This window comes from Frigidibacter sp. ROC022, assembly GCF_024723735.1.
In the GTDB taxonomy this organism is placed as follows: domain Bacteria; phylum Pseudomonadota; class Alphaproteobacteria; order Rhodobacterales; family Rhodobacteraceae; genus SLM-1.
Genome location: NZ_JANQDU010000004.1, coordinates 372,077 through 394,804 on the forward strand (window position 1 = coordinate 372,077; position 22,728 = coordinate 394,804).

Sequence of the window (22,728 nt, forward strand, 5' to 3'; positions counted from 1 at the left end):
TGACCGCTGACGAATTCGTGTGCGGGGCGCCCTGCAATTGCCCGGCGCCGGTCCCCATTTCCGATGCCATATGCTTGCGGCCCCGAACCGGTCCGCGAATTGACATGCCCCCGAGTGGGAATTAGTTATCAATCCGATAAATGAAACCGTGTTTCATACAATGAAACAAGAGCGGCGAGGGACCACCTGAATGCACCAGGGGAGCACGACCGACCGAAATGGCGGCACGGGCTCGACGGATGGTCCGACCTACAAGGTCAACGTTCTGGAGCGCGCGATCTCCATCTTGCAGGCGTTTTCATCGGAAACGCCAAGGATGAGCCTGTCCGAGATCGCGCGGGCCACGGGTCTGCACCGGTCCACCGCCCTGCGGCTGCTCTCGACGCTGACTCATGCGGGCATGGTGAACCGCGATGCCGTCACGGGGCGCTATGCGCTCGGCTACGAGGTCATCGCCATGGCGGAAGTGGCCCGCATCGGGACCGGTATTGTCGATTGCGCGCGGCCGGTGATTCGGGAGATGTCCGAACGATTGAACGAAACCGTGGTGTTGTCGGTCCGGTCGGGTGACTTCCGGGTGAATGTCGAGCAGGTCATCGGCAATCAGGTGGTCCGGAGCGTTGTGGAACTGGGCAACCAGAAGCCGCTGACCATCGGCGTGCCCTCGCTGCTCATCCTGTCCAGCCTGCCGACCGAGGAGGTCCATGCCATTGCCGAGCGGGTCATGCCGCTGACCCTGGCGCAGGACCCTGAGTTCTCGCTCGAGAAGCTGGACCGGCGCCTCACGCAGATCCGCAGCGACGGCTACTACATGAACATGACGCATTTCCGCCCGGATGGCACACCCGGCTCGTCCGCGATCGCGGCTCCGATCAGGGCGCGGCGCGGAGAGGTGGTCGCGACGATCAGCGTCTCGCTTCCGATCGGCCGGATGACCGAGGCGACACAGGCCGAGGCCATTGCCGAAGCACTGCGCGGCGCGGAAGAGGTCTCTGCCCGGCTGGGTCAGGCGGGGCACGCGGTATAGCGACCGGCCCGGCATCCCGAAGGCCCGGCCAGCATGCTGTCGGGGGCGGGTATGGCGCCAGTTCTCGCTGCCCGGACGCGCGGCGCTACTTCGTGTCAGCTTCCACCAAAGCCTTGTAAAGGCATCTGATCCGGTCGAAGACCGGCCCGCGGCCACCCTGCGTGCCGACCGGCTTGCCGTCGATCTCGGCCACCGGGGTCTGGGCGCCGAAGCTGCCGGTGAGGAAGGCTTCGTCGGCGCCATAGGCTTCGTAGAGCGAGAAATTCTTCTGGAACACGGGAATGCCGTTGGCCTGGCAGAGCTGGATCACCTTGGCGCGGGTGACGCCGTTCATGCAGTAGTCGCCGGTCGAGGTCCAAACCTCGCCGCGCCGGACGATGAAGAAATTGCAGGCATTGGTGGTGTTCACGAATCCATGCGGGTCGAGCATCAGCGCTTCGTCGGCCCCGGCCTGTTCGGCCTGCAGGCAGGCGATCACGCAGTTCAGCTTGGAATGCGAGTTGAATTTCGGGTCCTGGCTGTTCGGCAGGCCCCGGACCTGCGGCACGGTCGCCAGGCGGATGCCCTTGGCCTGCAGGGCCTCCACCGGTTTCGAATGCTCCATGATGATGACCACGGTCGGTCCGCTCTGCGACAGTTTCGGATGCTGGAACGGCCGGCTCTTGGGCCCCCGCGTCACCATCAGGCGGCAGTGCACATCGTGGGTCATGCCGTTGGCCTCGGCGGTGCGGCGCAGCGCTTCGGCCACTCCGGCACGATCCATGCCGATGTCGAGGTTCACCGCCTTGCAGCTGTCGAACAGCCGGTTCATGTGGTCCTCGAAAAAGGCCCATTTCCCGTTGTAGAGCCGCATCCCTTCCCACATCCCGTCGCCCAGCAGAAAACCGGAATCGTAGACCGAGACCTTGGCCTCGTCGCGCGGCACCAGCTCGCCGTTCACATAGATCAGGATATCGCGGTTGCGGGGGTCGTCTTCGGCGGAATGGGTGGTTTCGGCGTGGTCGGTCATGGCGGGCTCCGAAGCATGGGCGTTCGGATAGGCTTCTAGGCCCTGGCATTGGCCACTCCAAGCCCTGCCGGAGCCCGAACCCGTCGGACCGCGGAATGCAGGGACCACCCGGGGCCGGGGCGCCGATTGCCGCTTGACGTGGACTCCCGCCGGGCGTGGTGTTTTGACTTCCTGTCTGCACCCGGTTACAGGACCGGCGCGCCATGCCGGGCAGGGAACTCTGTTTGCACCGGCGGGCCTGTGGCGCATGTTGCAACGCATGAAACAGCCGGGATCGTAGCAGGCAGGGGCCGCCGCTTCGACCGGGAATGGATTTTCGGATGATCTCACTGGACGCGCTGCGCAGCCAATGGCTGGGCAATATTCGCGGTGACCTCATGTCGGGCCTCGTCGTGGCACTGGCGCTGATCCCCGAGGCAATCGCCTTTTCGATCATCGCGGGGGTCGATCCCAAGGTCGGGCTCTATGCCAGTTTCTCGATCGCGGTCATCACCGCGATCACCGGTGGCCGCCCCGCGATGATCTCGGCCGCGACCGCCGCCACGGCGGTGCTGATGGTGACCCTGGTCCGCGACCACGGGCTGCAATACCTGCTGGCCACCACGGTCCTGGCCGGGCTTCTGCAGATCGGCGCCGGGCTGATGCGGCTGGGCCATGTCATGCGCTTCGTCTCGAAATCGGTGATGACCGGCTTCGTCAACGCTCTGGCGATCCTGATCTTTCTGGCCCAGGTGCCCGAGCTTGATCCGCGTCTCGTGCCCTGGTTCACCTATGTGCTGGTCGCGGCTGGTCTGGCGATCATCTACCTGTTCCCGCTGTTGACCCGCGCCGTGCCCTCGCCGCTGGTGACGATCGTCGTGCTGACCTCGCTGACCTTCGTCTTCGGCTGGGACGTCCGTACCGTCGGCGACATGGGCGAGCTGCCGGATTCCTTCCCGGTCTTCCTGATCCCCGACATTCCGCTGAATTTCGACACCCTGCGGATCATCTTCCCCTATGCGCTGGCCGTCGCGGTCGTGGGCCTTCTGGAAAGCCTGATGACGCAGAATCTGGTCGATGAGCTGACCGACACCACCTCGGACCGCAATCAGGAATGCATCGGCCAGGGCATCGCCAACACCTGCACCGGCTTCATCGGCGGCATGGCGGGCTGCGCGATGATCGGCCAGTCGATGATCAACGTGAAGTCCGGCGGCCGCGGGCGGTTGTCCTGTTTCACCGCCGGCGTCGTGCTGCTCTTCATGGTCGTGGTGCTGGGCGATCTGGTGTCGAGGATTCCGATGGCGGCGCTGGTCGCGATCATGATCATGGTCTCGATCGGCACCTTTTCCTGGTCCTCGATCAAGGCGCTGCGGCTGCATCCGACCAGTTCCTCGATCGTGATGCTGGCCACGGTCGCCTTCGTGGTCTGGACCCACAACCTGGCGATCGGGGTCGTGGTCGGGGTGCTGCTCTCGGGCATCTTCTTCGCCGGCAAGATCGCGCAGCTGTTCCGGGTCACTTCCACCGCCTCGGCCGATGGGCGCGAGCGGACCTATCGGATCGAGGGGCAGCTGTTCTATGCCTCGGTCGAGGACTTCATGAAGGCCTTCGATTTCCGCGAGGCGCTGGACAGGGTCACCATCGACGTGTCCGAGGCGCATATCTGGGACATCTCCTCGGTGCAGGCGCTGGACATGGCGGTGCTGAAGTTCCGCCGCGACGGGGCCGAGGTGCGGATCGTCGGGATGAACGAGGCGTCGGAGACCATCGTGGACCGGCTGGCGATACACGACAAGCCCGGGGCGATGGACAAACTGGTGGCGCATTGACCATGCTGGGGACAGATGGGGGAGAGCGGTGATGGACAAGATACTGGCACTGGTGGACGGCTCGATCTATGCGGCCTCGGTCTGCGATCATGCGGCCTGGCTGGCCGGACGCCTCGGCGCCCCGGTCGAACTGCTGCATGTTCTCGGGCGGCGCGAGGCCCCGGGGGAAAAGGACCTTTCCGGCGCAGTGGGCCTGGGCGCCCGGTCGAGCATCCTGGAAAAACTGGCGACGCTGGACGAGGAACGCTCGAAACTGGTGGCCGAGCGGGGCCGGGCGATCCTGGACGACGCAAGGGCGCTGATCGAGAAATCCGGGCTGGAAGGCGTCACAACGCGGCTTCGCCATGGCGACCTGATCGAGGAGGTCGCGGCGCAGGAAGGTGCGGCCAGCCTGATCGTGATCGGCAAGCGCGGCGCAGCGGCGGATTTCGCGCATGGCCATCTCGGGTCGAATCTCGAACGGATCGTGCGGGCCAGCCATCGGCCGGTGGTGGTCGCCTCGCGCGCCTTCCGGCCGATCGCCAAGGTGCTGATCGCCTATGACGGCGGCGCCTCGGCCGCGCGGATCATCGACCATGTGGCCACGTCGCCGATCTATGCCGGGCTGCCGGTTCGGCTGGTGACGGTCGGCGGCGGGGCCGAGGTGCTGGCCGGTCTCGAGTCGGCAGGCGAACGGTTGCGCGCGGCCGGGCTGGAGGCAGAGACCCTGCAGGTCCAGGGGCAGCCCGACAAGGCCTTGGGCGCGATGGTCGAGGCCGAGCATTTCGACATGCTGGTGATGGGCGCCTACGGTCACAGCCGGGTGCGCAGCCTGATCATCGGTTCGACCACGACCGAAATGGTGCGATCCTGCAAGGTTCCGGTGGTGCTGCTGCGCTAGGGGCGGATTTCCGGTAACGGATGTTTGCACAAATTTCCCCCGAAATCAGCCGCTTGGGTATGGCACGGCACGCAACGCAATTGACACCGGGGCTTCAGCCGCGTGTTATTCGGCGCCAAGGGCCAGGGGGATCGGGGCAAAAAGCTCTCGGGCGTCGCTATGGCGCACCGTCCTCGGTCCGGCACCGAAACTGCCTAGGGAGCTTGTAATGACATCATTCAAATCTTTTGGACGCCTCGCCCTGACCGGCGCGGCCCTGGCCATGGCGCTGCCTGCGCTGGCCGAGGATTCGCCCGACCCGATCAAGCTGACGCTGCACGACTGGACCGGCCAGCTCATCACCACCAATATCATGGGTGAAGTCCTGAAAGCCGCCGGCAACAACGTGGAATACGTTCAGGCCGACTACCTGGCGCAGTTCGCGGGTCTGGAAACCGGCGATCTCGATGTGGCGATGGAGATGTGGGAAACCACCGGCCGCGAGGCGATGGATGCCGCCATCGCCACCGGCAATGTCGAGAACTTCGGCCCGACCGGGATGAAGGCCAAGGAAGAGTGGTGGTATCCGCTCTACATGAAGGACAAATGCCCCGGCCTGCCCGATTGGCACGCGCTGCTGGAACCGGCTTGTGCCGAGGCCTTCTCGACCGCCGAAACGGCCCCGAAAGGCCGCTATCTGGGCGGCCCGGTGACCTGGGGCGGGTTCGATGACGAACGTGTCGAGGCGCTGGACCTGCCGTTCGAGGTGATCCATGCCGGCACCGACGCGGCGCTGTTCGCCGAGCTGGAGAGCGCCTATCAGCGTCAGGCGCCGATCATGCTCTGGATCTACGCGCCGCACTGGGCTCCGGCCAAGTATGAAGGCGAATGGGTCGAGTTTCCGACCTATTCCCCCGAGTGCTACAACGACCCGTCGGTCGGCGTGAACCCGGACATGGCCTATGACTGCGGCAAGCCCTTCGGCGAAATCTGGAAGGTCGGCTGGGTCGGCGTCAAGGACAAGTGGCCGGGCGCCTATGCCGCGATCAAGGCGTTCCATATCGAGAACGACGAGATGGGCAAGATGATCACCGAGGTCGATCTCGAGGGCAAGACCGTCGAAGAGGTCACGGCCGAGTGGATGGCGGCCAACGAAACCCGCTGGAAGGCCTGGATCGGCCAGTAACCGGCCCGACGGCTCACCCATGAAAGGCGCTGCCCGGATGCCGGGCGGCGCATGTCTCTACGATCAGGAATTCCATGTCCGACCAAGCGGCACCGCAGGCCAAGCTCGTCTGTCGCAATCTCTGGAAACTCTTCGGAGCCCGCGCCCCCGAGGCGCTCGACCGCCTCGGCAGCGAGGTCTCGGCCCGGGACCTGGCCGAGGCCGGGCTGGTGGCCGCGGTCCGGTCCGTCGATCTGGCGGTGCAGCCGGGCGAGGTCTTCGTCATCATGGGCCTGTCGGGCTCGGGCAAGTCCACCCTGGTCCGGCTGATGTCGCGGCTGATCGAGCCGACCTCGGGCGAAGTGCTGCTCGACGGGCAGAACCTGCTGGCGATCTCGAAATCCGAGATGACCCGGATCCGGCGGCACCGGATGGGCATGGTGTTCCAGCATTTCGCGCTGCTGCCGCATCTGAGCGTGCTCGACAACGTCGCCTTTCCGCTGGCGGTGCAGGGGCTGAACCGCGCCGAACGGCTGAAACGTGCAAGCGCCATGGTCGAACTGGTCGGGTTGGCGGGCCGCGAGGACGCGATGCCGCGGCAGCTGTCGGGCGGCCAGCAGCAACGTGTCGGCATTGCCCGCAGCCTGGCGGTGGAGCCGGAACTCTGGTTCCTGGACGAACCCTTCTCGGCGCTCGATCCGCTGATCCGCCGCGAAATGCAGGACGAGCTGATGCGCCTGCAGCAGGTGCTGAAGAAGACCATCGTGTTCATCACCCATGACTTCGACGAGGCGATCCGTCTGGCCGACCGGATCGCGATCATGAAGGACGGCGAGATCGTGCAATGCGACACGCCCGAGCAGGTGGTGCTGAACCCGGCCACCGATTATGTCCGCGAGTTCTCCCGCGCCGTGCCGCGCGCCAAGGTGATGCGGGTGACCTCCGCGATGGAACCCGGTGCCGGCGGCGCCGATCTGGCAGAGGTGGCCGGCAGCGCCACGGTGGCCGAGGCGGCGCCCGCCTTTCTGCAGGGCGCCGAGGCGCTTCAGGTCACCGGCCCGGATGGCGCGAAGCTGGGCGTGCTGCGCCGCGACGCCGTGATCCGGCTGATGCTGGAAGGCTGAGCGATGGCCAGTCTCAGCCCCGCCACGCAGGCACCCGCCCCGAAGTTCCGTCAGGTCTCGGTGGTCCTCTGGATCGCCGCGCTAGGGCTCTTCTGGCTGTTCTGGAAACACGGCGCCGGGCTGGCGCCCTGGGCCTTCGACTATCCCCGCGCCTGGACCGTGCCGGTGGCGCGCTGGATCAGCCAGGCGATGAAATGGCTGCTGAACGACGCCACCTTCGGCCTGTTCACCTTCGAGCAGGCGACCCGTTTCATCGCGGCGGTGATCGAGGTTCCCTATCAGGTCGCGCTCAGCCTTCTGTCGACCGGCTTTCTCGAGGGCCAGGGCTCGACCGCAACGCAGATCCTTCCGCCATTGTCCTGGCTGGCGGTGATCGCGGTCTTTGCGCTGATCGGGCATCGGGCGGGCGGCGTCCGGCTGGCGGCGCTGGTGGTCGGCTGCCTCGGCTTCGTGGCCGTCTTCGGCCAGTGGACCAGCGCCATGGTCACGCTGGCCTCGATCCTGGTCGCGGTGCCGCTGGGCGTTGTCGGCGGCCTGTTGCTGGGCATCGCCGCCTATCGCTGGCTCTGGGTCGAGCGGGTCCTGCGGCCGATCCTCGACCTGATGCAGACGATCCCGGTCTTTGCCTATCTGGTGCCGGTGTTGATCCTGTTCGGCTTCGGACCGACGGCGGCGATCGTGGCGACACTGATCTATGCGATGCCGCCGATGACCAGGATCACCCTGCTGGCGCTGCGCCGGGTGCCGTCGGAACTGCACGATCTGGGCCAGATGGTCGGCTGCACCCGGCGCCAGCTGACCTGGAAGGTGCTTGTGCCCTCGGCCCGCGATCCGCTGATGGTCGGGGTCAACCAGGTCATCATGCTGTCGCTGAACATGGTCATCATCGCCTCGATGATCGGCGCCGGCGGGCTGGGGTTCGACGTGCTGGCGGCGCTGCGCAAGCTGGATTTCGGGGCCGGGCTCGAGGCCGGCTTCGCCATCGTCGCGCTGGCGCTGGTGCTGGACCAGCTCAGCCAGGCCTTCGCCCGCAAGAGCTGGGGCCAGCCGGTGCAGGGCAGCTGGGCGCATCGGCATCCCTACCTTCTGGCGGCGCTGGCCACGGTGGCGCTTGCGGCGCTGCTGGGGCTGGTCGTGCCGGCAGTGCAGAGCTACCCCAAGACGCTGGAGATCTCGACCGGCACCTTCTGGTCCAACGTCGTCAAATGGATCAACGTCAACTATTTCGACACGCTGGAGGCGATCAAGAACGCGCTTCTGCTGAACCTCCTGATCCCGTTCAAGCGGTTCCTGCTGTCCTTGCCCTGGGCCGGGGTGGTGGCGTTGCTGGCCTTCGCGGGCTGGCGCCTGGGCGGCTGGCGGCTGGCGGTGCTGACCGCGTTTCTGGCGCTGTTCATCGCCGCCACCGGCCAGTGGGAAAAGGCCATGACGACGGTCTATCTCTGCGGCATCTCGACAATGATCGCGATGCTGATCGGCGTTCCGGTCGGAATCGCGGCGGCCGAGAAGGCCGGACTCTGGAGGTGGGTGCAGGTGGTGATCGACACGCTGCAGACACTTCCGAGCTTCGTCTATCTGATGCCCGCCGTGATGCTGTTCCGGGTCGGTGACTTCACCGCGATGATTGCCGTGGTGGCTTTCGCCGTGGCGCCGGCGATCCGTTACACCGCGCTCGGCCTGCGCGGCGTCGATCCGCGGCTGATCGAGGCCGGCCGGGCAATGGGCTGCACGAGATCGCAGATGCTGACCCGGATCAAGCTGCGGCTGGCGCTGCCCGAGATCCTTCTGGGGCTCAACCAGACCGTCATGTTCGCGCTGTCGATGCTGGTGATCACCGCGCTGGTCGGCACCCGCGACCTGGGGCAGGAGGTCTATATCGCGCTGACCAAGGCCGATCCGGGGCGCGGCCTTGTCGCCGGCCTGGCGGTGGCCTGCATCGCGATCATCGCCGACCGGATGCTCCACGCCGGCGCCCGCAACGCACGGGCCCGGCTTGGTCTGGCAGAGGTGCAGGAATGATCCCCGAACGCCTGCGTGCATTGCCCTGCTGGCAGGGGGACATTCGGGCCGAACGGCTCAGCGGCGGGCTGTCGAACGAGATCTGGAAGGTCACCGACGGTGCCGGTGCCCATGTCGTGCGGTTCGGCGAGGACTACCCGTTCCACCATGTCTCGCGCAGCCGCGAACTGATGGCGGCCCGCGCCGCCGCCGAAGCGGGCTTTGGTCCGGCGGTGACCTATGCCGAACCCGGGGTGATGGTGACGGCCTTCCTCGAAGCCCGGACCTGGACCGAGGCCGATGTCACAGCCGCGCCCGAACGGCTGGCGGCGCTGCTGTCCGAGTTCCACCGCAGGATGTCGGCCCATGTCTCGGGCGAGGGGTATTGCTTCTGGGTGTTCCACGTCATCCGCGACTATGCCCGCAACCTCGCCTCGGCCCCGGTGGCGCCGCAGCTTCCCGCCTATCTGGAGATCGCCGAAGAGATGGAGGCCGCCCAGGTGCCGCTGCCGATCGTCTTCGGCCATCATGACCTGTTGCCGGCCAACATCCTCGACGACGGGCAGCGGCTCTGGCTGATCGACTTCGAATATGCCGGCTTCGGCACCGCGATGTTCGACCTGGCCGGCGCGGCGTCGAATTCCGGGATGACGGAAGACCAGTCCGGGCGGTTTCTGAGCGCCTATTTCGGCGCCGCGCCCGATGCCGCCCTGCGCCGGGCCTTTGACGCGATGCAATGCGCCTCGCTGCTGCGCGAGATGCTCTGGGCCCATGTCTCGGGCCTGCATCTGGCGACCGAAGGCGTCGATTTCGCGGCCTATGCTGCCGAGAACAAGACCCGTTTCGAGACCGCGCTCGCGCGATATCGCACTCTATATGGAAAGCCCAGGACATGACCCTTCCGGACAAAGCACAAGTTGTGGTGATCGGCGGCGGCATCATCGGATGCTCGACCGCCTACCATCTGGCCCGCGACCACAAGGCCGATGTCGTGCTGCTCGAGCAGGGTCGGCTGACATCCGGCTCGACCTGGCACGCCGCCGGGCTGGTCGGGCAGCTTCGCTCTTCGGCCTCGATCACCCGGGTGCTGAAATACTCGGTCGAACTCTACCGGACCCTGGCCGAGGAGACCGGGCTCGAAACCGGCTGGAAGATGACCGGCTGCCTGCGGCTGGCCACCAACGAGGATCGGTGGATCGAATACCGGCGCCTGGCCACGACCGCGCGGAGCTTCGGGATGGACATGCACCTGATCTCGCCGGAAGAAGTCAAACGTATGTGGCCGCTGATGGATGTAAGCGACCTGATTGGCGCAAGTTGGTTGCCGACTGATGGTCAGGCGAGTCCGGCCGATATCACCCAGTCGCTTGCCAAGGGCGCCCGGATGCATGGCGCGAAGATTCACGAAGGGGTCCGGGTTACCGGCTTCGGGATGCGGGACGGGCGGATCACCTCGGTCAAGACCACGGGCGGCGAGATCGCCTGCGAAACCGTGGTCAACTGCGCCGGCCAATGGGCGCGGCAGGTCGGCGCCATGGCCGGGATCAACGTGCCGCTGCAACCAGTCAAGCACCAGTACATCGTCACCGACCGGATCGAGGGGCTGGCCGCCGACGCGCCGACCCTGCGCGACCCGGACCGGCGCACCTATTTCAAGGAAGAGGTCGGCGGGCTGGTCATGGGCGGCTACGAGCCGAACCCGCAGCCATGGACCACCGGCGACATTCCCGACGACTGGGAATTCGCTCTGTTCGATGACGACTACGACCATTTCGGCCAGCATCTGGAACAGGCCGTCGCCCGCGTCCCGGCGCTGGCGGAAACCGGCGTCAAGCAGATGATCAACGGCTCGGAAAGCTTCACCCCGGACGGCAATTTCATCCTCGGTCCGGCACCGGAATGCGCCAACATGTTCGTCGGCGCAGGGTTCAACGCCTTCGGCATCGCCAGCGGCGGCGGTGCCGGCTGGGTGCTGGCGGAATGGGCGATGACCGGACAGGCGCCGATGGACCTCTGGGTGGTGGACATCCGGCGTTTCGGCGAGATGCATCGCGACCGCGACTATGTCCGCGACCGCACGCTGGAAGCCTATGGCAAGCATTACGCGATCGGCTTTCCGCATGAGGAATACACCTCGGGCCGGCCGCGCCTGACCTCGCCGCTCTACGACCGGCTGAAGGCACAGGGCGCCGTCTTCGGGTCGAAATTCGGCTGGGAAAGGGCGAACTGGTTCGCCCCGCCGGGTGTCGAGCCGGTGGATATCCCCTCGATGGGGCGGCAGAACTGGTTCGATGCGGTAGGCGAGGAACATGCCCATGTGCGGCAGGCGGTCGGGGTTTTCGACCAGTCGTCCTTCTCGAAATACGAACTGACCGGCAAGGATGCCGGCAAGGCGCTGGACTGGCTCTGCGCCGGGGATGTCTCGAAGCCGCCGGGGCGGCTGACCTATACCCAGATGCTGAACGCCCGTGGCGGGATCGAGTGCGATCTGACCGTGGCGCGCCTGTCCGAGGATCGCTTCTATATCGTCACCGGCACCGGCTTCCGCAGCCATGACGCCGGCTGGATCCGCGACCACATGCCAGAGGGAGAGGCGCAGCTGCTCGACGTGACCGAGGACTGGGGCACGCTGTCGCTGATGGGGCCCGAGGCGCGGCGCGTCCTGGAGCAGGTGACCGATGCCGATGTCAGCAACGAGGGCTTCCCCTTCGGCCATATCAGGGAGCTTACGATTGCCGGATCACGCCTGCGGGCCCTGCGCGTCACCTATGTCGGCGAGCTGGGCTGGGAGCTGCATATGCCGATTGCCGATACCGCAAGGGTCTACGACGCGCTGATGCAGGCGGGAGAGGCCCATGGCATCCGGCCGGTCGGCTATCGGGCGCTGGAAAGCCTGCGGCTGGAAAAGGGCTATCGGGCCTGGTCATCCGACATCACGCCCGGCGACACGCCGCAGGAGGCGGGCCTTGGCTGGGCGGTCAAACTGCGCCGCGAGACGCCGTTTCTGGGCCGCGCCGCGCTGGAGGCGGCCGCGGGGAAACCGCTGGCCAAGCGCTTCGCCGGCTTTGTCCTGGACGACCCCGAGGCCGTGCTGCTGGGCCGCGAGACGATCCTGCGCGACGGCGCCGAAGTCGGCTATCTGACCTCGGGTGGCTATGGCTATAGCGTGCAGAGCCCGATCGGCTATGGCTATGTGCGCAACCCGGAAGGGGTCAGCACCGATTGGCTGAACTCGGGAGAATATGCGCTGGTGGTCGCGGGCGAGACCCTGCCTGCAAGGCTGAGCCTGCGCCCGTTCTACGACCCCGAGAACCTGAAGGTGAAATCCTAGGCCGCGGCGCTATCCGGCCAGCTGCAGCACGATCCCCCGCCCGGGAGAGGTTCCCTCCTCACCCGGCATCGAGACATAGGGGGCGGTCTCCTCGATCAGGCGCAGCACGCCGGCGGCTTGCATCTCGGCCACCTTGGCCGAGAACCCGCCGTCCCAGACCGTGTCCTTCACGGTGATCGCCATGACCCCGCCGGGCCGCGTCACCCGCGCCAACTCGTCCAGCGCCTCGCCGCCGACATGGCCGGTGGTGAAGACCCCGGTTGACACCACCGCCGCGAATTCCCCGTCGGTAAAGGGCAGCGGCCCGCCCAGGGCGGCGCGATGCAGAGAGGCATAGACACCCTTGCGCGCCGCCACAGCCAGCATCCCCTCGGACAGGTCCAGCGCCACCGCCTGCGGATAGCCGACGATCCCCAGCCACTCGCCGACCAGCCCGGTCCCGGCCCCCGCGTCCAGCACCGGCCCTTCGCCCTTCGGGAGATGCCGGGTCAGCAACGCCAGGCAGACCGAGGGGTGCCGATAGCCCGCACTGGCCATGTAGCCGTCATAGGTCTCGGCCCAGGCGTCATAGCGCTTGGCGACTTCTTCCGGCGAGCTGGCGGCATAGACCGCCCCCAGATGTCCCTCGTGCTGATCGCCGTCCTGCTGCGTCTTGTCTGCGGTATCGCCCATTCTGTCCTCGGCCTTGCTTCGGTTGCGCGGAACATAGCCATGCCGGTGGAATTGTGAAACCTTGGCGTGAGACAACAGCCAGAAGAGGGTCCGGATGAGTGAAGTTGAGACAGCCCGCGCAGCAATGAAGCAGATCGAGGCCCTGTCCGGCTACGATGGTCCGCTCGAGCGGATGGGGGGGCTGACCAATCTGGTCTATCGCGCCGGGGATGTCGTGCTGCGCCTGCCCGGGGCCGGGACCGAGACCTATATCGACCGCGCCAACGAAGCCGTGGCGGCAAGGCTGGCCGCGCTGGCCGGGGTCAGCCCGGAAGTCCTGCATGCCGACCCGGCCACGGGATTGATGGCGACACGCTTCGTCGATGGGGCCGTGACCATGACGCCCGAGGGATTCCGGCAGCGCCCCGGCGCCGCGGCCCGGGCCGGAGAGGCCTTTCGCCAGTTGCACCGGTCCGGCGCCAGCTTCGCGTTCCGTTTCGAACTCTTCGCGATGATCGACGACTATCTCTCGCTGCTGGCGACCAAGGATGTCGCGCTGCCCGAGGGCTACCATGACGTGGTGGCCGAGGCGTCGGCGATCCGCGAGGCGCTGGCCGCGCATCCGCTGCCGCTGGCGCCCTGCCATTGCGATCCCCTCTGCGAGAATTTCCTCGATACCGGAGAGCGGATGTGGATCGTCGACTGGGAATATTCCGGGATGAACGATCCGATGTGGGATCTGGGCGATCTCTCGGTCGAGGCCGAGTTCGACGCGGCGCTGGAGGCCGAGATGCTCACCGCCTATTTCGGTGGCGAGCCGACACCGCATGATCTGGGCCGGATGGTGATCTACAAGGCGATGTGCGACCTGCTCTGGACCCTCTGGGGGCTGATCCAGCTGGCCGACGGCAACCCGGCCGAGGATTTCCGGGCCTATGCCGACAACCGTTTCGCCCGCTGCAAGGCGCTGATGGGGCAGCCGGACTTCGCCCGCCATCTGGCCGCGATCCGGCGCGGCCCGGGCTGAGCCGCGGCGTTCAGATCGCCGCGACCGCCTCGGCCAGCATGTCGCGGACCTGTTCGGCCAGCTTCAGCAGCTCGGGATTCGGGATCGAGGCCATCGAGGCCACCGGATCGACCGCCGAGACCTCGGTGTCGGCGCCGATCTGCCGCAGGATGACGTTGCAGGGCAGCATGGCGCCGACCCGCGGTTCGGTCTGGATCGCGCCATAGGCCAGCTTGGGGTTGCAGGCTCCGAGAATCCGGTAGCCGTCCAGCTCGGCGCCCAGCCTGGCCTTCATCACCGCCTGGACGTCGATTTCCGTCAGCACGCCAAAGCCCTTGTCGGCAAGGGCGGCGCGGGTCCGGCTCTCGGCCTCGTCGATGCCGGTCCCGGCGAGGGTCCTGTCGATCGTATAGCTCATCGGATCGCTGCCTTTCTTGAAATGGGGCAGAGAGATGCACTGCCCGACGCTGATATGGTGTCTAACGGAAGCGCTGCAACCGCGGCCTTGATCCATGTCACCGTGACGCTGGGTCAGCCCGGGCGGGGACCGGTTTGCACCGCGCCGCTTTCTGATGCAGGTTCGCGCAGATCCTTGCCCGCAAAACAACTGGAGAGCTCCCGATGAAGCCCGATGTCCTGGTGATGTCCGCGCCGGCCGCGCCGCAACTGGCACAGCTGGAAGCCGCCTACACGTTGCACCGTTACGACAAGGCCGAAGACAAGCCGGCGTTCCTCGCCGAGCATGGGCCGAAATGTGAAGCCATCGCCACCAGCGGGCACCAGCTGCTGAGCGCCGAGATGCTGGAGCATCTGCCGCGGCTCAAGATCGTCAGCTGCGTTTCGGCGGGCTACGAATACATCGACGCCGCGGCGCTCAAGGCGCATGGCGCGGTGCTGACGACCACCTCGCCGGCGCTGGCCGACGACGTGGCAGATACCGCGATCCTGCTGATGCTGGCGTCGCTGCGCAAGCTGGTCGATGCGCATGCCTATACCCGCTCGGGCGATTGGGCCAGGAAGGGACCGTTTCCGTTGCAGACTTCGGCCACGGGCAAGAACCTGGGGATCATCGGCATGGGTGCCATCGGCCGCACGATCGCGGCCCGGGCTTCGGCGATGCGGATGAACATCGCCTACCACAGCCGCAGCCCCAAGCCGGACGTGGCGCATGACTATCAGCCCGACCTGCTGGCGCTGGCCGACTGGGCCGATGTGCTGATCGCGATCCTGCCCGGCGGCGACGCGACCCGGCATATCATCGACGCGAAGGTGCTGGCGGCCCTCGGCCCCAAGGGCTGTTTCGTCAACGTGGCGCGCGGCTCGGTGGTCGACGAGGCGGCGCTGATCGCGGCTCTGAAGGATGGCACCATTGCCTGTGCCGGGCTGGATGTCTTCGCCTCCGAGCCCGATCCCGATCCGGCCCTGACCGGCCTGCCGAACGTCACCCTGCTGCCGCATGCCGGCTCGGCCACGGTCGAGACCCGCAACGCGATGGCGCAGATGGTCGTGGACAACCTGGCGGCCTATTTCGCCGGCAAGCCGCTGATCTCGCCGGTCAACTGATGCCACGGGCGCGGCGGGGTCAGACGATGCCGCCGCTGCCGCCTTCCACCGCCGGGCGCTCCCCGGCGACCCGGGTCCGGTAGCCCGAGGCGCGATAGGCCGCCACCGGGTCGACGGCTGCCCCCTTGCGCAGCCGTGCCATCGCCAGGATCGGTTCGACATCGGTCCGGAACGCCGCCTTCAGCACCCCGGTCGCCATCAGCGCGTCATTGGCGTCCTGAAACCCTTCCAGCGCCGCCCGGTCGACCAGCAACGCCTGGGCGTAGGCACGCTGCACCTCGCAGGCCGAGAGCATCAGGCTCTCGATCGGATCGGTGACATTGTGGCTCTGGTCCAGCATATGCGCCGGATCGAAGCCGGGGGTCGCCTCGGCCCCGACCAGTTCGTTGAACACCAGGAACAGCCGGAACGGGTCGATCGACCCGGCATCCAGATCGTCGTCGCCGTATTTCGAATCGTTGAAATGGAAGCCGCCCAGCTTGCCGGCTCGGATCAGCCGCGCCACGATCATCTCGATGTTCACGTTCGGCGCATGGTGGCCCAGATCGACCAGGCAGAAGGCCCGCTCACCCAGCGTCTGCGCGATCATGTAATTGGTGCCCCAGTCCTGCACCACCGTCGAATAGAAGGCCGGCTCGTACATCTTGTGTTCGGTGAACAGCCGCCAGTCGTCGGGCAGGGCGGCGTAGATTTCGGCCGCCGAGTCGAGATAGCGGTCGAACTGGCGGCTGAAATCGGTCTGGCCGGGGAAGTTCGACCCGTCGCCTACCCAGACCGTCAGCGCCTTCGAGCCGATGGCCCGGCCGATCTCGATGCATTCCAGGTTATGCGCCACCGCCTGCGCCCGCACCGCCCTGTCGGCATGGCTGAGCGAGCCGTATTTGTAGCTGAGCGGCTGGCCGGGGCTGTCCTGGAAGGTGTTGGAATTCATCGCGTCGAAGCCGAGGCCAAGCGCCTCGGCCCGGGCCAGAAGATCGGCGGCCGGGGCCTTGTCCCAGGGGATATGCAGCGAGACCTTCGGGGTGGCGCCGGTCAGCGCGTGGATCACCCCGCAATCGTCGAGCTTGTCGAAGATGTCGCGCGGCTCGCCGGGGCCGGGGAACCGGGCAAAGCGGGTGCCGCCGGTGCCGACGCCCCAGCTGGGCACCGCCACGCCGAATGCCGCCACCCGCGCCTCGATCTCCGCGATGTCGATCCCGCGCCGGGCCAGATGGGCGCCTAGCGCGTCGTAATCCTCGCGCAGCGCCGCCTCGCGACTGGCGTTCGACGCCTCGATGATGTCTTCGCCGATCATGGTCCTCTCCCCCCATCCGCGCCTCAGCGCGTGAATGCCTGCACATTGCCGGCATCGACATTGATGATGTTGCCGGTCGATTTTGCCGATTGCTCCGAGGCGAGGAAATAGGCCGCCTCGGCGATGTCCTCGGGGTAGACCGAGCGTTTCAGCAGGCTGCGCTGGCGGTACATTTCTTCCAGCCCGTCCTTGTCGGTCTTGTAGGTCGCGGCGCGCTGGTCCAGCCACTCGCCCGACCAGATGCGGCTGCCGCGCAGCACCGCGTCGGGATTGACCACATTGACCCGGATGCCATGCTCGGCCCCTTCCAGCGCCAGGCAGCGGGCCAGATGGATTTCGCTGGCCTTGGCGGTGCAATAGGCGCTGGCATTGGGCGAGGCCGCCAGCCCGTTCTTCGAGGCGACAAAGACCACCGCGCCGCCCAGCCCCTGCACCTTCATCAGCTTGAAGGCCTCGCGGCTGACCAGGAAATACCCGGTCGAGAGAATTGCCATGTTGCGGTTCCACATCTCCAGAGACGTGTCCTCGACCGGCGCCGACGAGGCGATGCCGGCATTCGAGACCAGGATGTCGACGCCGCCGAACTCCACCGCCGCGCTGGCATAGGCCGCGGCCACCGCGTCTTCATCGGTCACGTCCATGGTCACGGCGCGGACCTGATCTTCGCCGAACCGGCCCGCCAGCCCCTCGCGGGTCTCTTCCAGCGCATCCGCGACGATATCGGCCAGCACCACGCAGGCGCCCTCGGCCAGATAGCGTTCCGCCGTCGCGCTGCCGATCCCCCCGGCGGCCCCGGTGATCAGCGCCACCCGCCCGGCCAGCGACCGGGGCTTCGGCATGCGTTGCAGCTTGGCCTCTTCCAGGGCCCAGTATTCGATGTCGAAGGCTTCCTGCTCGGGCAGGCCGCAATAGGTCGAGACCGCCGAGGCGCCGCGCATCACGTTGATCGCGTTGACATAGAATTCGCCCGAGACCCGCGCCGTCGCCTTGTCCTTGGCGAAGGTGATCATGCCCACGCCGGGCACCAGCCAGACCACCGCATTGGGATCGCGCAGCGCCGGGCTGTCGGGGTGCTTGCAGCGCTCGTAATAGGCCACGTAGTCCTTGCGATAGGCCTCGACCTGCGCCGGCAGGGCGGCGAGGACCGCGTCCACATCCGGTTTCGCCGGGTCGAACTCCACCACCAGGGGGCGGATCTTCGTGCGCAGGAAATGGTCGGGGCAGGAGGTGCCCAGGGCCGCCAGCGGCCGCATCTGGGCGCTGTTGACGAAGTCCAGCACCGCCTCCTGATCGTCGAAATGCCCGACCATGTGCTGTCGGCCGCTGACCATTCCGCGGATTGCCGGCATCAGGCGCGCCGCCACCGCCCGGCGCTGGTCTGCGGACAGGCTCTGCACCGCCGCCCCGCCAAAGGCCGGCTTGCCCGCCGTCCTGGCGTCCAGCCAGCGGATCGCCTGGTTGATGACATCCAGCGTCGTCTCGTAGCAGGGTTTCGCCTCGTCGGCCCAGGTGAACAGCCCGTGACTGCCCAGGATCACCCCGTCGGCCTCGGGGTTCTCCTCGCAGAACCGTTCCAGCCACAGGCCCAGCTCATAGCCGGGCCGCTTCCAGGGCAGCCAGCCGATCCGGTCGCCGAAAATCTCCCGCGTCAGCGCCTCGCCGTTCTCGGCCGCCGCGATGGCGATGATCGCATCGGCATGCATGTGATCGACGTGGCGGCGCGGCACATAGGCGTGCAGCGGCGTGTCGATGCTGGCCGCTCTCGGGTTCAGGTTGAAGGTGCAATGCGGCAGCAGGCCGACCATCTCGTCCTCGAAGGCGACGCCGCGATACAGCCCCTTCAGCGCCCGCAGTTTGTCCATGTAGAGCGTCGCGAACCCGTCCTTCTTCATCGAGCCGACATCGCCGCCCGATCCCTTGACCCAGAGCACCTCGACCATCTCGCCCGACAGCGGGTCGCGTTCCATCACCTTGGCGCTGGTGTTGCCGCCGCCGTAGTTGGTGATCCGTTTGTCCGACCCCAGAAGGTTCGAGCGATAGAGCAGCAGGTCCGATTCGCTCATCGCCTCGGTCCGGGCGTCGTCCCACAGGCTTTCAAGCAGCGGACTGGGCGCGGTTTTCAACATTTTGGGGTCTCCCGGACATCATGCGCGAATGTGGCTGTTGTCCCGAGCCTGCGCGTCGGAGCCGATAAAGTCAATCAAGACCAGTCAAAAACAATCATGCTGCATCGCAGAATTGTGGTTTGTGAGCGTTAATGATTGACAATGATTGAAGCGCACCGCAGGCTTCGGGGGAAGTGGAGGGCTTTCATGCACGAAAGCGAACGTCATGGCGTGATCTTGTCGGCGGTCCAGGACCGGCCGGTGGCCACGGTCGCCGATCTCTGCCAGTTGACCGGCGCCTCCGAGGCGACGGTGCGGCGCGACATCGCGGCCCTGCACCTGAAGAAGAAGCTGCGCCGGGTGCGCGGCGGCGCCGAATCGATCAACCCGCCGCAATTCGTCGGCCTGGCCGGGCGCCCCTTCGCGCTGAACGAATCCAGCCATGTCGCGCAGAAACGCGCCATCGCCCTTGCCGCGGCCGAGCTTTGCGAGGAGGGCGAGCCGATCATCATCAACGGCGGCACCACGACCTTCCAGATGGTGCACCCGCTGGCCTCGCGCCGCCTGCAGGTCTTCACCAACTCGTTCCCGATCGCCGAACATCTGCTGCGCAATTCGAAGAACACGATCATGCTGTCGGGCGGCACGATCTATCGCGAGCAGAACATCATCCTGTCGCCCTTCGACAATGACGTGACCCGCAATTTCTATGCCCGGCGGATGTTCATGGGCGCGCAGGGCATCGGCGCGATCGGGCTTATGGAGGCCGATCCGCTGCTGATCCAGGCCGAGACCAAGCTGATCGGTCAGGCCGACGAGCTGGTGGTGCTGGCCGACAGTTCCAAGTTCAGGAACCGCTCCAGCCTGGTGCTCTGCCCGCTGGCCCGGATCGACGTTCTGGTGACCGACGAAGGCATATCCGACAAGACCGCGGCGATGCTGGAAGGCGAGGGGGTGCGGCTGATCGTGGCCCCGGTCGCCGCCGCGACGAAGGCCGGGAAAAGGGCATGAAACCCGCGGCACGGCCCGAAGCAACGACACGTTAGGAACGGCTCACAGGGAGGACAAGATGAGCATTCTGAAAAAGACGGTGGCCGCAATGGCCACGGCAGCGACGATGGTCGCGGGCGCGGCGCATGCGGAAGACGTCCGCATCGCGCTGGTGGTCAAGGCGCTCGGCATCGGCTTCTTCGAAGCCGCGGCCAAGGGCGCCGAGGAAGCGGCCAAGGAACTCGGCGATGTCGAGATCATCTATACCGGCCCGACCGACACCACGGCCGAAGGCCAGATCGAGGTGATCAACGCCCTGATCGCGCAGAAGGTCGATGCGATTGCCATTTCGGCCAATGACGCCGACGCCCTGGTGCCGGCGCTGAAGAAGGCGATGGATCGCGGGATCAAGGTGATCTCGTGGGATTCCGGCGTCGCCGAGGCGGGGCGCATGGCCCATCTGAACCCCTCGTCCAACGCGCTGATCGGCAACATGATCATCAAGCTGGCCGCCGATCACATGCCGGATGGCGGCGAGGTGGCGATTCTCTCGGCCTCGGCCACCGCGACGAACCAGAACATCTGGATCGACGAGATGATGAAGGTGATGGACAACTATCCCGGCATCAAGGTGGTGGCGACGGTCTATGGCGATGACCTGGCCGACAAGTCCTATCGCGAGGCGCAGGGCCTGATGCAGAGCTACCCGGACCTGAAGGCGATCATCGCGCCGACCAGCGTCGGGATCGTGGCGGCGGCCCAGGCGGTGGCCGATGCCGGCAAGATCGGCCAGATCAACGTGACCGGTCTGGGCCTGCCGTCGGAAATGGCCGGCGCGATCGAATCCGGCGCTTCGAAGAGCTTCGCGATCTGGAACCCGATCGATCTGGGCTATTCGGCGACGATGATGGCCTATGATCTCGTGAAAGGGGCCGAGGGCGGCCCCGGCGCGACCCTGGATATGGGCCGCATGGGCGAGATCACCCTCGACGAGCATGGCGACGGCGCCATGGCGGATCCCTTCGTCTACGACAAGTCGAACATCGAAGAGTTCAAGTCGATCTTCTGATCGCCCGAACACAGGACCCGGTCCGGTGCCGCCCCGCGCGGCGCCGGACGCCCATCCCCCGGATTCAGGACATCATGACCGCCCAGCAAGCCCCACTGGCCGATGCCGCCATGCCGCAACCGCTGCTGGCGCTGGAGGATGTCACCAAGACCTTTCCCGGCGTGGTGGCGCTGGACGGCGTGCGGCTGGAACTCCACGCCGGTGAGGTGACCGCGCTGGTCGGAGAGAACGGCGCCGGCAAGTCTACGCTGGTCAAGGTGCTGACCGGCATCTACCAGCCCGACGGCGGCCGCATCCTGCTCGACGGCCGGCCGGTGGCATTCCGAACCGCGCATCACGCCGCCGCGGCCGGGATCACCGCGATCCATCAGGAAACCGTGCTGTTCGACGATCTGACGGTTGCCGAGAACATCTTCATCGGCCACGCGCCCCGCACCCGCTTCGGCCTGATCGATATCGGCGCCATGCAGGCCCGGGCCCGGGAACTGCTGGACGGCATCGGGGCCAGGATCGACCCCGCCGCCCGGCTGCGCGATCTGGGCATCGCCTCGAAACATCTGGTCGCCATCGCCCGGGCGCTGAGCATCGACGCCCGCGTCGTCATCATGGACGAGCCGACCGCCGCGCTCAGCCACAAGGAAATCGCCGAGCTCTACGAACTGGTCGAGCAGCTCAAGGCACAGGGCAAGGCGATCCTCTTCATCAGCCACAAGTTCGACGAAGTGTTCCGGATTTCGGACCGCTTCACGGTGTTCCGCGACGGCCAGTTCATCGCCGAGGGCCGGACCGCGGACGTGACCGAGGATGATCTGGTCCGGCTGATGGTCGGCCGCGCGGTCGATCAGATTTTCCCGAAGCGTCCGGCGGCGATCGGTGATCCGATCCTGACCGTCGCGGGCTACAGCCACCCGACCGAGTTCGAGGACATCGGTTTCTCGCTGCGCAGGGGCGAGATACTCGGCTTCTACGGATTGGTCGGTGCGGGCCGGTCCGAGGTGATGCAGGCGCTGTTCGGCATCACCCGGCCCGCGAAGGGCGCGGTGCGGATCGACGGCAAGGTCCGGGTGATCCGCTCTCCGGCCGAGGCCATCGCCCAGGGCATCGTCTATGTTCCCGAGGATCGCGGCAGCCAGGGCGCCATCATCGGCCTGCCGATCTTCCAGAATGTCACCCTGCCGTCGCTGGCCCGGACCTCGCGCCACGGCTTCCTGCGGCTGGCCCGCGAATTCGCCCTGACCCGGGAATACACCGGGCGGCTCGACCTGCGGGCGGCGGCGCTGGATCAGGATGTCGGCACGCTCTCGGGCGGCAACCAGCAGAAGGTGGTGATCGCCAAATGGCTGGCGACCCGGCCCAAGGTCATCATCCTGGACGAGCCGACCAAGGGCATCGACATCGGCTCGAAGGCGGCGGTGCATGCCTTCATGTCGGAACTGGCGGGGCAGGGGCTGAGCGTCATCATGGTGTCGTCGGAAATCCCCGAGGTGCTGGGCATGTCCGACCGGGTGATCGTGATGCGCGAAGGCCGGATCGTGGCCGAGCTGGAAGGCGAGGAACTGACCCCGGAAACGCTGGTGCGCCATGCGGCGGGGATTTCGGAGGCGGCGGGATGAGCGACCATTTGGCAAGGGGGTCACTCGGAACAAGCGCCGCGCCTGCCCGGGCGGACGCGTCGCGCCTGCCGGGGGGCTGGCGGCCGCTATCGCGTCCTCCCCGTCGGGTCGGC

The 22,728-nt window shown here is 66.7% G+C and carries 18 protein-coding genes; 13 read left to right on the forward strand and 5 right to left on the reverse strand.

What is annotated here, in order from left to right; all coding sequences use genetic code 11:
• Positions 1-190 precede the first annotated feature (190 nt).
• Positions 191-1,027: an IclR family transcriptional regulator gene (locus NUW50_RS17780; protein WP_258290507.1), complete on the forward strand. Its 837-nt coding sequence runs from the start codon at positions 191-193 to the stop codon at positions 1,025-1,027.
• Positions 1,028-1,112: 85 nt separating this feature from the next.
• Here the strand turns inward: NUW50_RS17780 and NUW50_RS17785 are convergent, their stop codons facing one another.
• The gene (locus tag NUW50_RS17785) at positions 1,113-2,036 is read right to left on the reverse strand and encodes a D-amino acid aminotransferase (RefSeq protein ID WP_258290508.1); all 924 of its coding nucleotides are present in this window, start codon (positions 2,034-2,036) and stop codon (positions 1,113-1,115) included.
• A gap of 320 nt (positions 2,037-2,356) precedes the next feature.
• On the opposite strand from NUW50_RS17785, the gene NUW50_RS17790 reads away from it, so the two are divergent.
• From NUW50_RS17790 to NUW50_RS17820, 7 genes are all read left to right on the forward strand, one after another.
• Positions 2,357-3,847 carry a SulP family inorganic anion transporter gene (locus tag NUW50_RS17790; RefSeq protein WP_258290509.1) on the forward strand — a complete coding sequence of 497 codons (1,491 nt, stop codon included), beginning with the start codon at positions 2,357-2,359 and terminating at the stop codon, positions 3,845-3,847.
• Between the two features lie 28 nt (positions 3,848-3,875).
• Entirely contained in the window at positions 3,876-4,727 is an 852-nt protein-coding gene (locus NUW50_RS17795; protein WP_258290510.1) for a universal stress protein, read from the forward strand.
• A gap of 208 nt (positions 4,728-4,935) precedes the next feature.
• Positions 4,936-5,892, forward strand: a complete 957-nt coding sequence (locus tag NUW50_RS17800) for an ABC transporter substrate-binding protein (RefSeq protein WP_258290511.1) — start codon at positions 4,936-4,938, stop codon at positions 5,890-5,892.
• Between the two features lie 74 nt (positions 5,893-5,966).
• Complete coding sequence (locus NUW50_RS17805; protein ID WP_258290512.1) at positions 5,967-6,995, forward strand: quaternary amine ABC transporter ATP-binding protein; 1,029 nt, start codon at positions 5,967-5,969, stop codon at positions 6,993-6,995.
• A 3-nt stretch (positions 6,996-6,998) separates the two neighbouring features.
• A complete protein-coding gene (locus tag NUW50_RS17810) occupies positions 6,999-9,014 on the forward strand; it encodes an ABC transporter permease (protein ID WP_258290513.1) in 2,016 nt (671 codons plus the stop codon).
• On the forward strand, positions 9,011-9,889 hold the full coding sequence (locus tag NUW50_RS17815; RefSeq protein ID WP_258290514.1) for a phosphotransferase: 879 nt from the start codon (positions 9,011-9,013) through the stop codon (positions 9,887-9,889). The genes NUW50_RS17810 and NUW50_RS17815 overlap by 4 nt, the downstream gene beginning before the upstream one ends.
• Complete coding sequence (locus NUW50_RS17820) at positions 9,886-12,324, forward strand: GcvT family protein (protein WP_258290515.1); 2,439 nt, start codon at positions 9,886-9,888, stop codon at positions 12,322-12,324. The genes NUW50_RS17815 and NUW50_RS17820 overlap by 4 nt, the downstream gene beginning before the upstream one ends.
• Positions 12,325-12,333: 9 nt before the next feature.
• Here the strand turns inward: NUW50_RS17820 and NUW50_RS17825 are convergent, their stop codons facing one another.
• Complete coding sequence (locus tag NUW50_RS17825; RefSeq protein WP_258290516.1) at positions 12,334-12,996, reverse strand: class I SAM-dependent DNA methyltransferase; 663 nt, start codon at positions 12,994-12,996, stop codon at positions 12,334-12,336.
• A 94-nt stretch (positions 12,997-13,090) separates the two neighbouring features.
• Between NUW50_RS17825 and NUW50_RS17830 the strand changes: the two genes are divergently transcribed.
• Entirely contained in the window at positions 13,091-14,002 is a 912-nt protein-coding gene (locus tag NUW50_RS17830; protein ID WP_258290517.1) for a choline/ethanolamine kinase family protein, read from the forward strand.
• 10 nt (positions 14,003-14,012) lie between these two features.
• Here the strand turns inward: NUW50_RS17830 and NUW50_RS17835 are convergent, their stop codons facing one another.
• Positions 14,013-14,399 carry a DUF302 domain-containing protein gene (locus NUW50_RS17835; protein WP_258290518.1) on the reverse strand — a complete coding sequence of 129 codons (387 nt, stop codon included), beginning with the start codon at positions 14,397-14,399 and terminating at the stop codon, positions 14,013-14,015.
• 203 nt (positions 14,400-14,602) lie between these two features.
• Here NUW50_RS17835 and NUW50_RS17840 point away from each other — a divergent pair, with 203 nt between their 5' ends.
• Positions 14,603-15,544, forward strand: a complete 942-nt coding sequence (locus tag NUW50_RS17840; protein ID WP_258290519.1) for a 2-hydroxyacid dehydrogenase — start codon at positions 14,603-14,605, stop codon at positions 15,542-15,544.
• Between the two features lie 19 nt (positions 15,545-15,563).
• Here the strand turns inward: NUW50_RS17840 and rhaI are convergent, their stop codons facing one another.
• Together rhaI and NUW50_RS17850 are read right to left on the reverse strand one after the other, a co-directional pair.
• Positions 15,564-16,838: an L-rhamnose catabolism isomerase gene (gene rhaI, locus NUW50_RS17845; protein ID WP_258290520.1), complete on the reverse strand. Its 1,275-nt coding sequence runs from the start codon at positions 16,836-16,838 to the stop codon at positions 15,564-15,566.
• A 23-nt stretch (positions 16,839-16,861) separates the two neighbouring features.
• Positions 16,862-18,964, reverse strand: coding sequence for a bifunctional rhamnulose-1-phosphate aldolase/short-chain dehydrogenase (locus NUW50_RS17850; protein WP_258290521.1), 2,103 nt, complete (start codon positions 18,962-18,964; stop codon positions 16,862-16,864).
• A gap of 186 nt (positions 18,965-19,150) precedes the next feature.
• On the opposite strand from NUW50_RS17850, the gene NUW50_RS17855 reads away from it, so the two are divergent.
• The 3 genes from NUW50_RS17855 (at position 19,151) to NUW50_RS17865 (ending at position 22,615) form a co-directional block, all read left to right on the forward strand.
• Positions 19,151-19,954, forward strand: a complete 804-nt coding sequence (locus tag NUW50_RS17855; protein WP_258290522.1) for a DeoR/GlpR family DNA-binding transcription regulator — start codon at positions 19,151-19,153, stop codon at positions 19,952-19,954.
• 58 nt (positions 19,955-20,012) lie between these two features.
• On the forward strand, positions 20,013-21,002 hold the full coding sequence (gene rhaS / locus NUW50_RS17860; RefSeq protein WP_258290523.1) for a rhamnose ABC transporter substrate-binding protein: 990 nt from the start codon (positions 20,013-20,015) through the stop codon (positions 21,000-21,002).
• Positions 21,003-21,076: 74 nt separating this feature from the next.
• Positions 21,077-22,615: a sugar ABC transporter ATP-binding protein gene (locus tag NUW50_RS17865; RefSeq protein WP_258290524.1), complete on the forward strand. Its 1,539-nt coding sequence runs from the start codon at positions 21,077-21,079 to the stop codon at positions 22,613-22,615.
• Positions 22,616-22,728 lie beyond the last annotated feature (113 nt).

Bases quoted from the DNA above. Each gene is read 5' to 3' on its own strand.
- NUW50_RS17780 (WP_258290507.1), top strand. From the start codon at position 191: ATGCACCAGGGGAGCACGACCGACCGAAATGGCGGCACGGGCTCGACG.
- NUW50_RS17785 (WP_258290508.1), bottom strand. From the start codon at position 2,036: ATGACCGACCACGCCGAAACCACCCATTCCGCCGAAGACGACCCCCGC.
- NUW50_RS17790 (WP_258290509.1), top strand. From the start codon at position 2,357: ATGATCTCACTGGACGCGCTGCGCAGCCAATGGCTGGGCAATATTCGC.
- NUW50_RS17800 (WP_258290511.1), top strand. From the start codon at position 4,936: ATGACATCATTCAAATCTTTTGGACGCCTCGCCCTGACCGGCGCGGCC.
- NUW50_RS17805 (WP_258290512.1), top strand. From the start codon at position 5,967: ATGTCCGACCAAGCGGCACCGCAGGCCAAGCTCGTCTGTCGCAATCTC.
- NUW50_RS17810 (WP_258290513.1), top strand. From the start codon at position 6,999: ATGGCCAGTCTCAGCCCCGCCACGCAGGCACCCGCCCCGAAGTTCCGT.
- NUW50_RS17815 (WP_258290514.1), top strand. From the start codon at position 9,011: ATGATCCCCGAACGCCTGCGTGCATTGCCCTGCTGGCAGGGGGACATT.
- NUW50_RS17820 (WP_258290515.1), top strand. From the start codon at position 9,886: ATGACCCTTCCGGACAAAGCACAAGTTGTGGTGATCGGCGGCGGCATC.
- NUW50_RS17825 (WP_258290516.1), bottom strand. From the start codon at position 12,996: ATGGGCGATACCGCAGACAAGACGCAGCAGGACGGCGATCAGCACGAG.
- NUW50_RS17830 (WP_258290517.1), top strand. From the start codon at position 13,091: ATGAGTGAAGTTGAGACAGCCCGCGCAGCAATGAAGCAGATCGAGGCC.
- NUW50_RS17835 (WP_258290518.1), bottom strand. From the start codon at position 14,399: ATGAGCTATACGATCGACAGGACCCTCGCCGGGACCGGCATCGACGAG.
- NUW50_RS17840 (WP_258290519.1), top strand. From the start codon at position 14,603: ATGAAGCCCGATGTCCTGGTGATGTCCGCGCCGGCCGCGCCGCAACTG.
- rhaI (WP_258290520.1), bottom strand. From the start codon at position 16,838: ATGATCGGCGAAGACATCATCGAGGCGTCGAACGCCAGTCGCGAGGCG.
- NUW50_RS17850 (WP_258290521.1), bottom strand. From the start codon at position 18,964: ATGTTGAAAACCGCGCCCAGTCCGCTGCTTGAAAGCCTGTGGGACGAC.
- NUW50_RS17855 (WP_258290522.1), top strand. From the start codon at position 19,151: ATGCACGAAAGCGAACGTCATGGCGTGATCTTGTCGGCGGTCCAGGAC.
- rhaS (WP_258290523.1), top strand. From the start codon at position 20,013: ATGAGCATTCTGAAAAAGACGGTGGCCGCAATGGCCACGGCAGCGACG.
- NUW50_RS17865 (WP_258290524.1), top strand. From the start codon at position 21,077: ATGACCGCCCAGCAAGCCCCACTGGCCGATGCCGCCATGCCGCAACCG.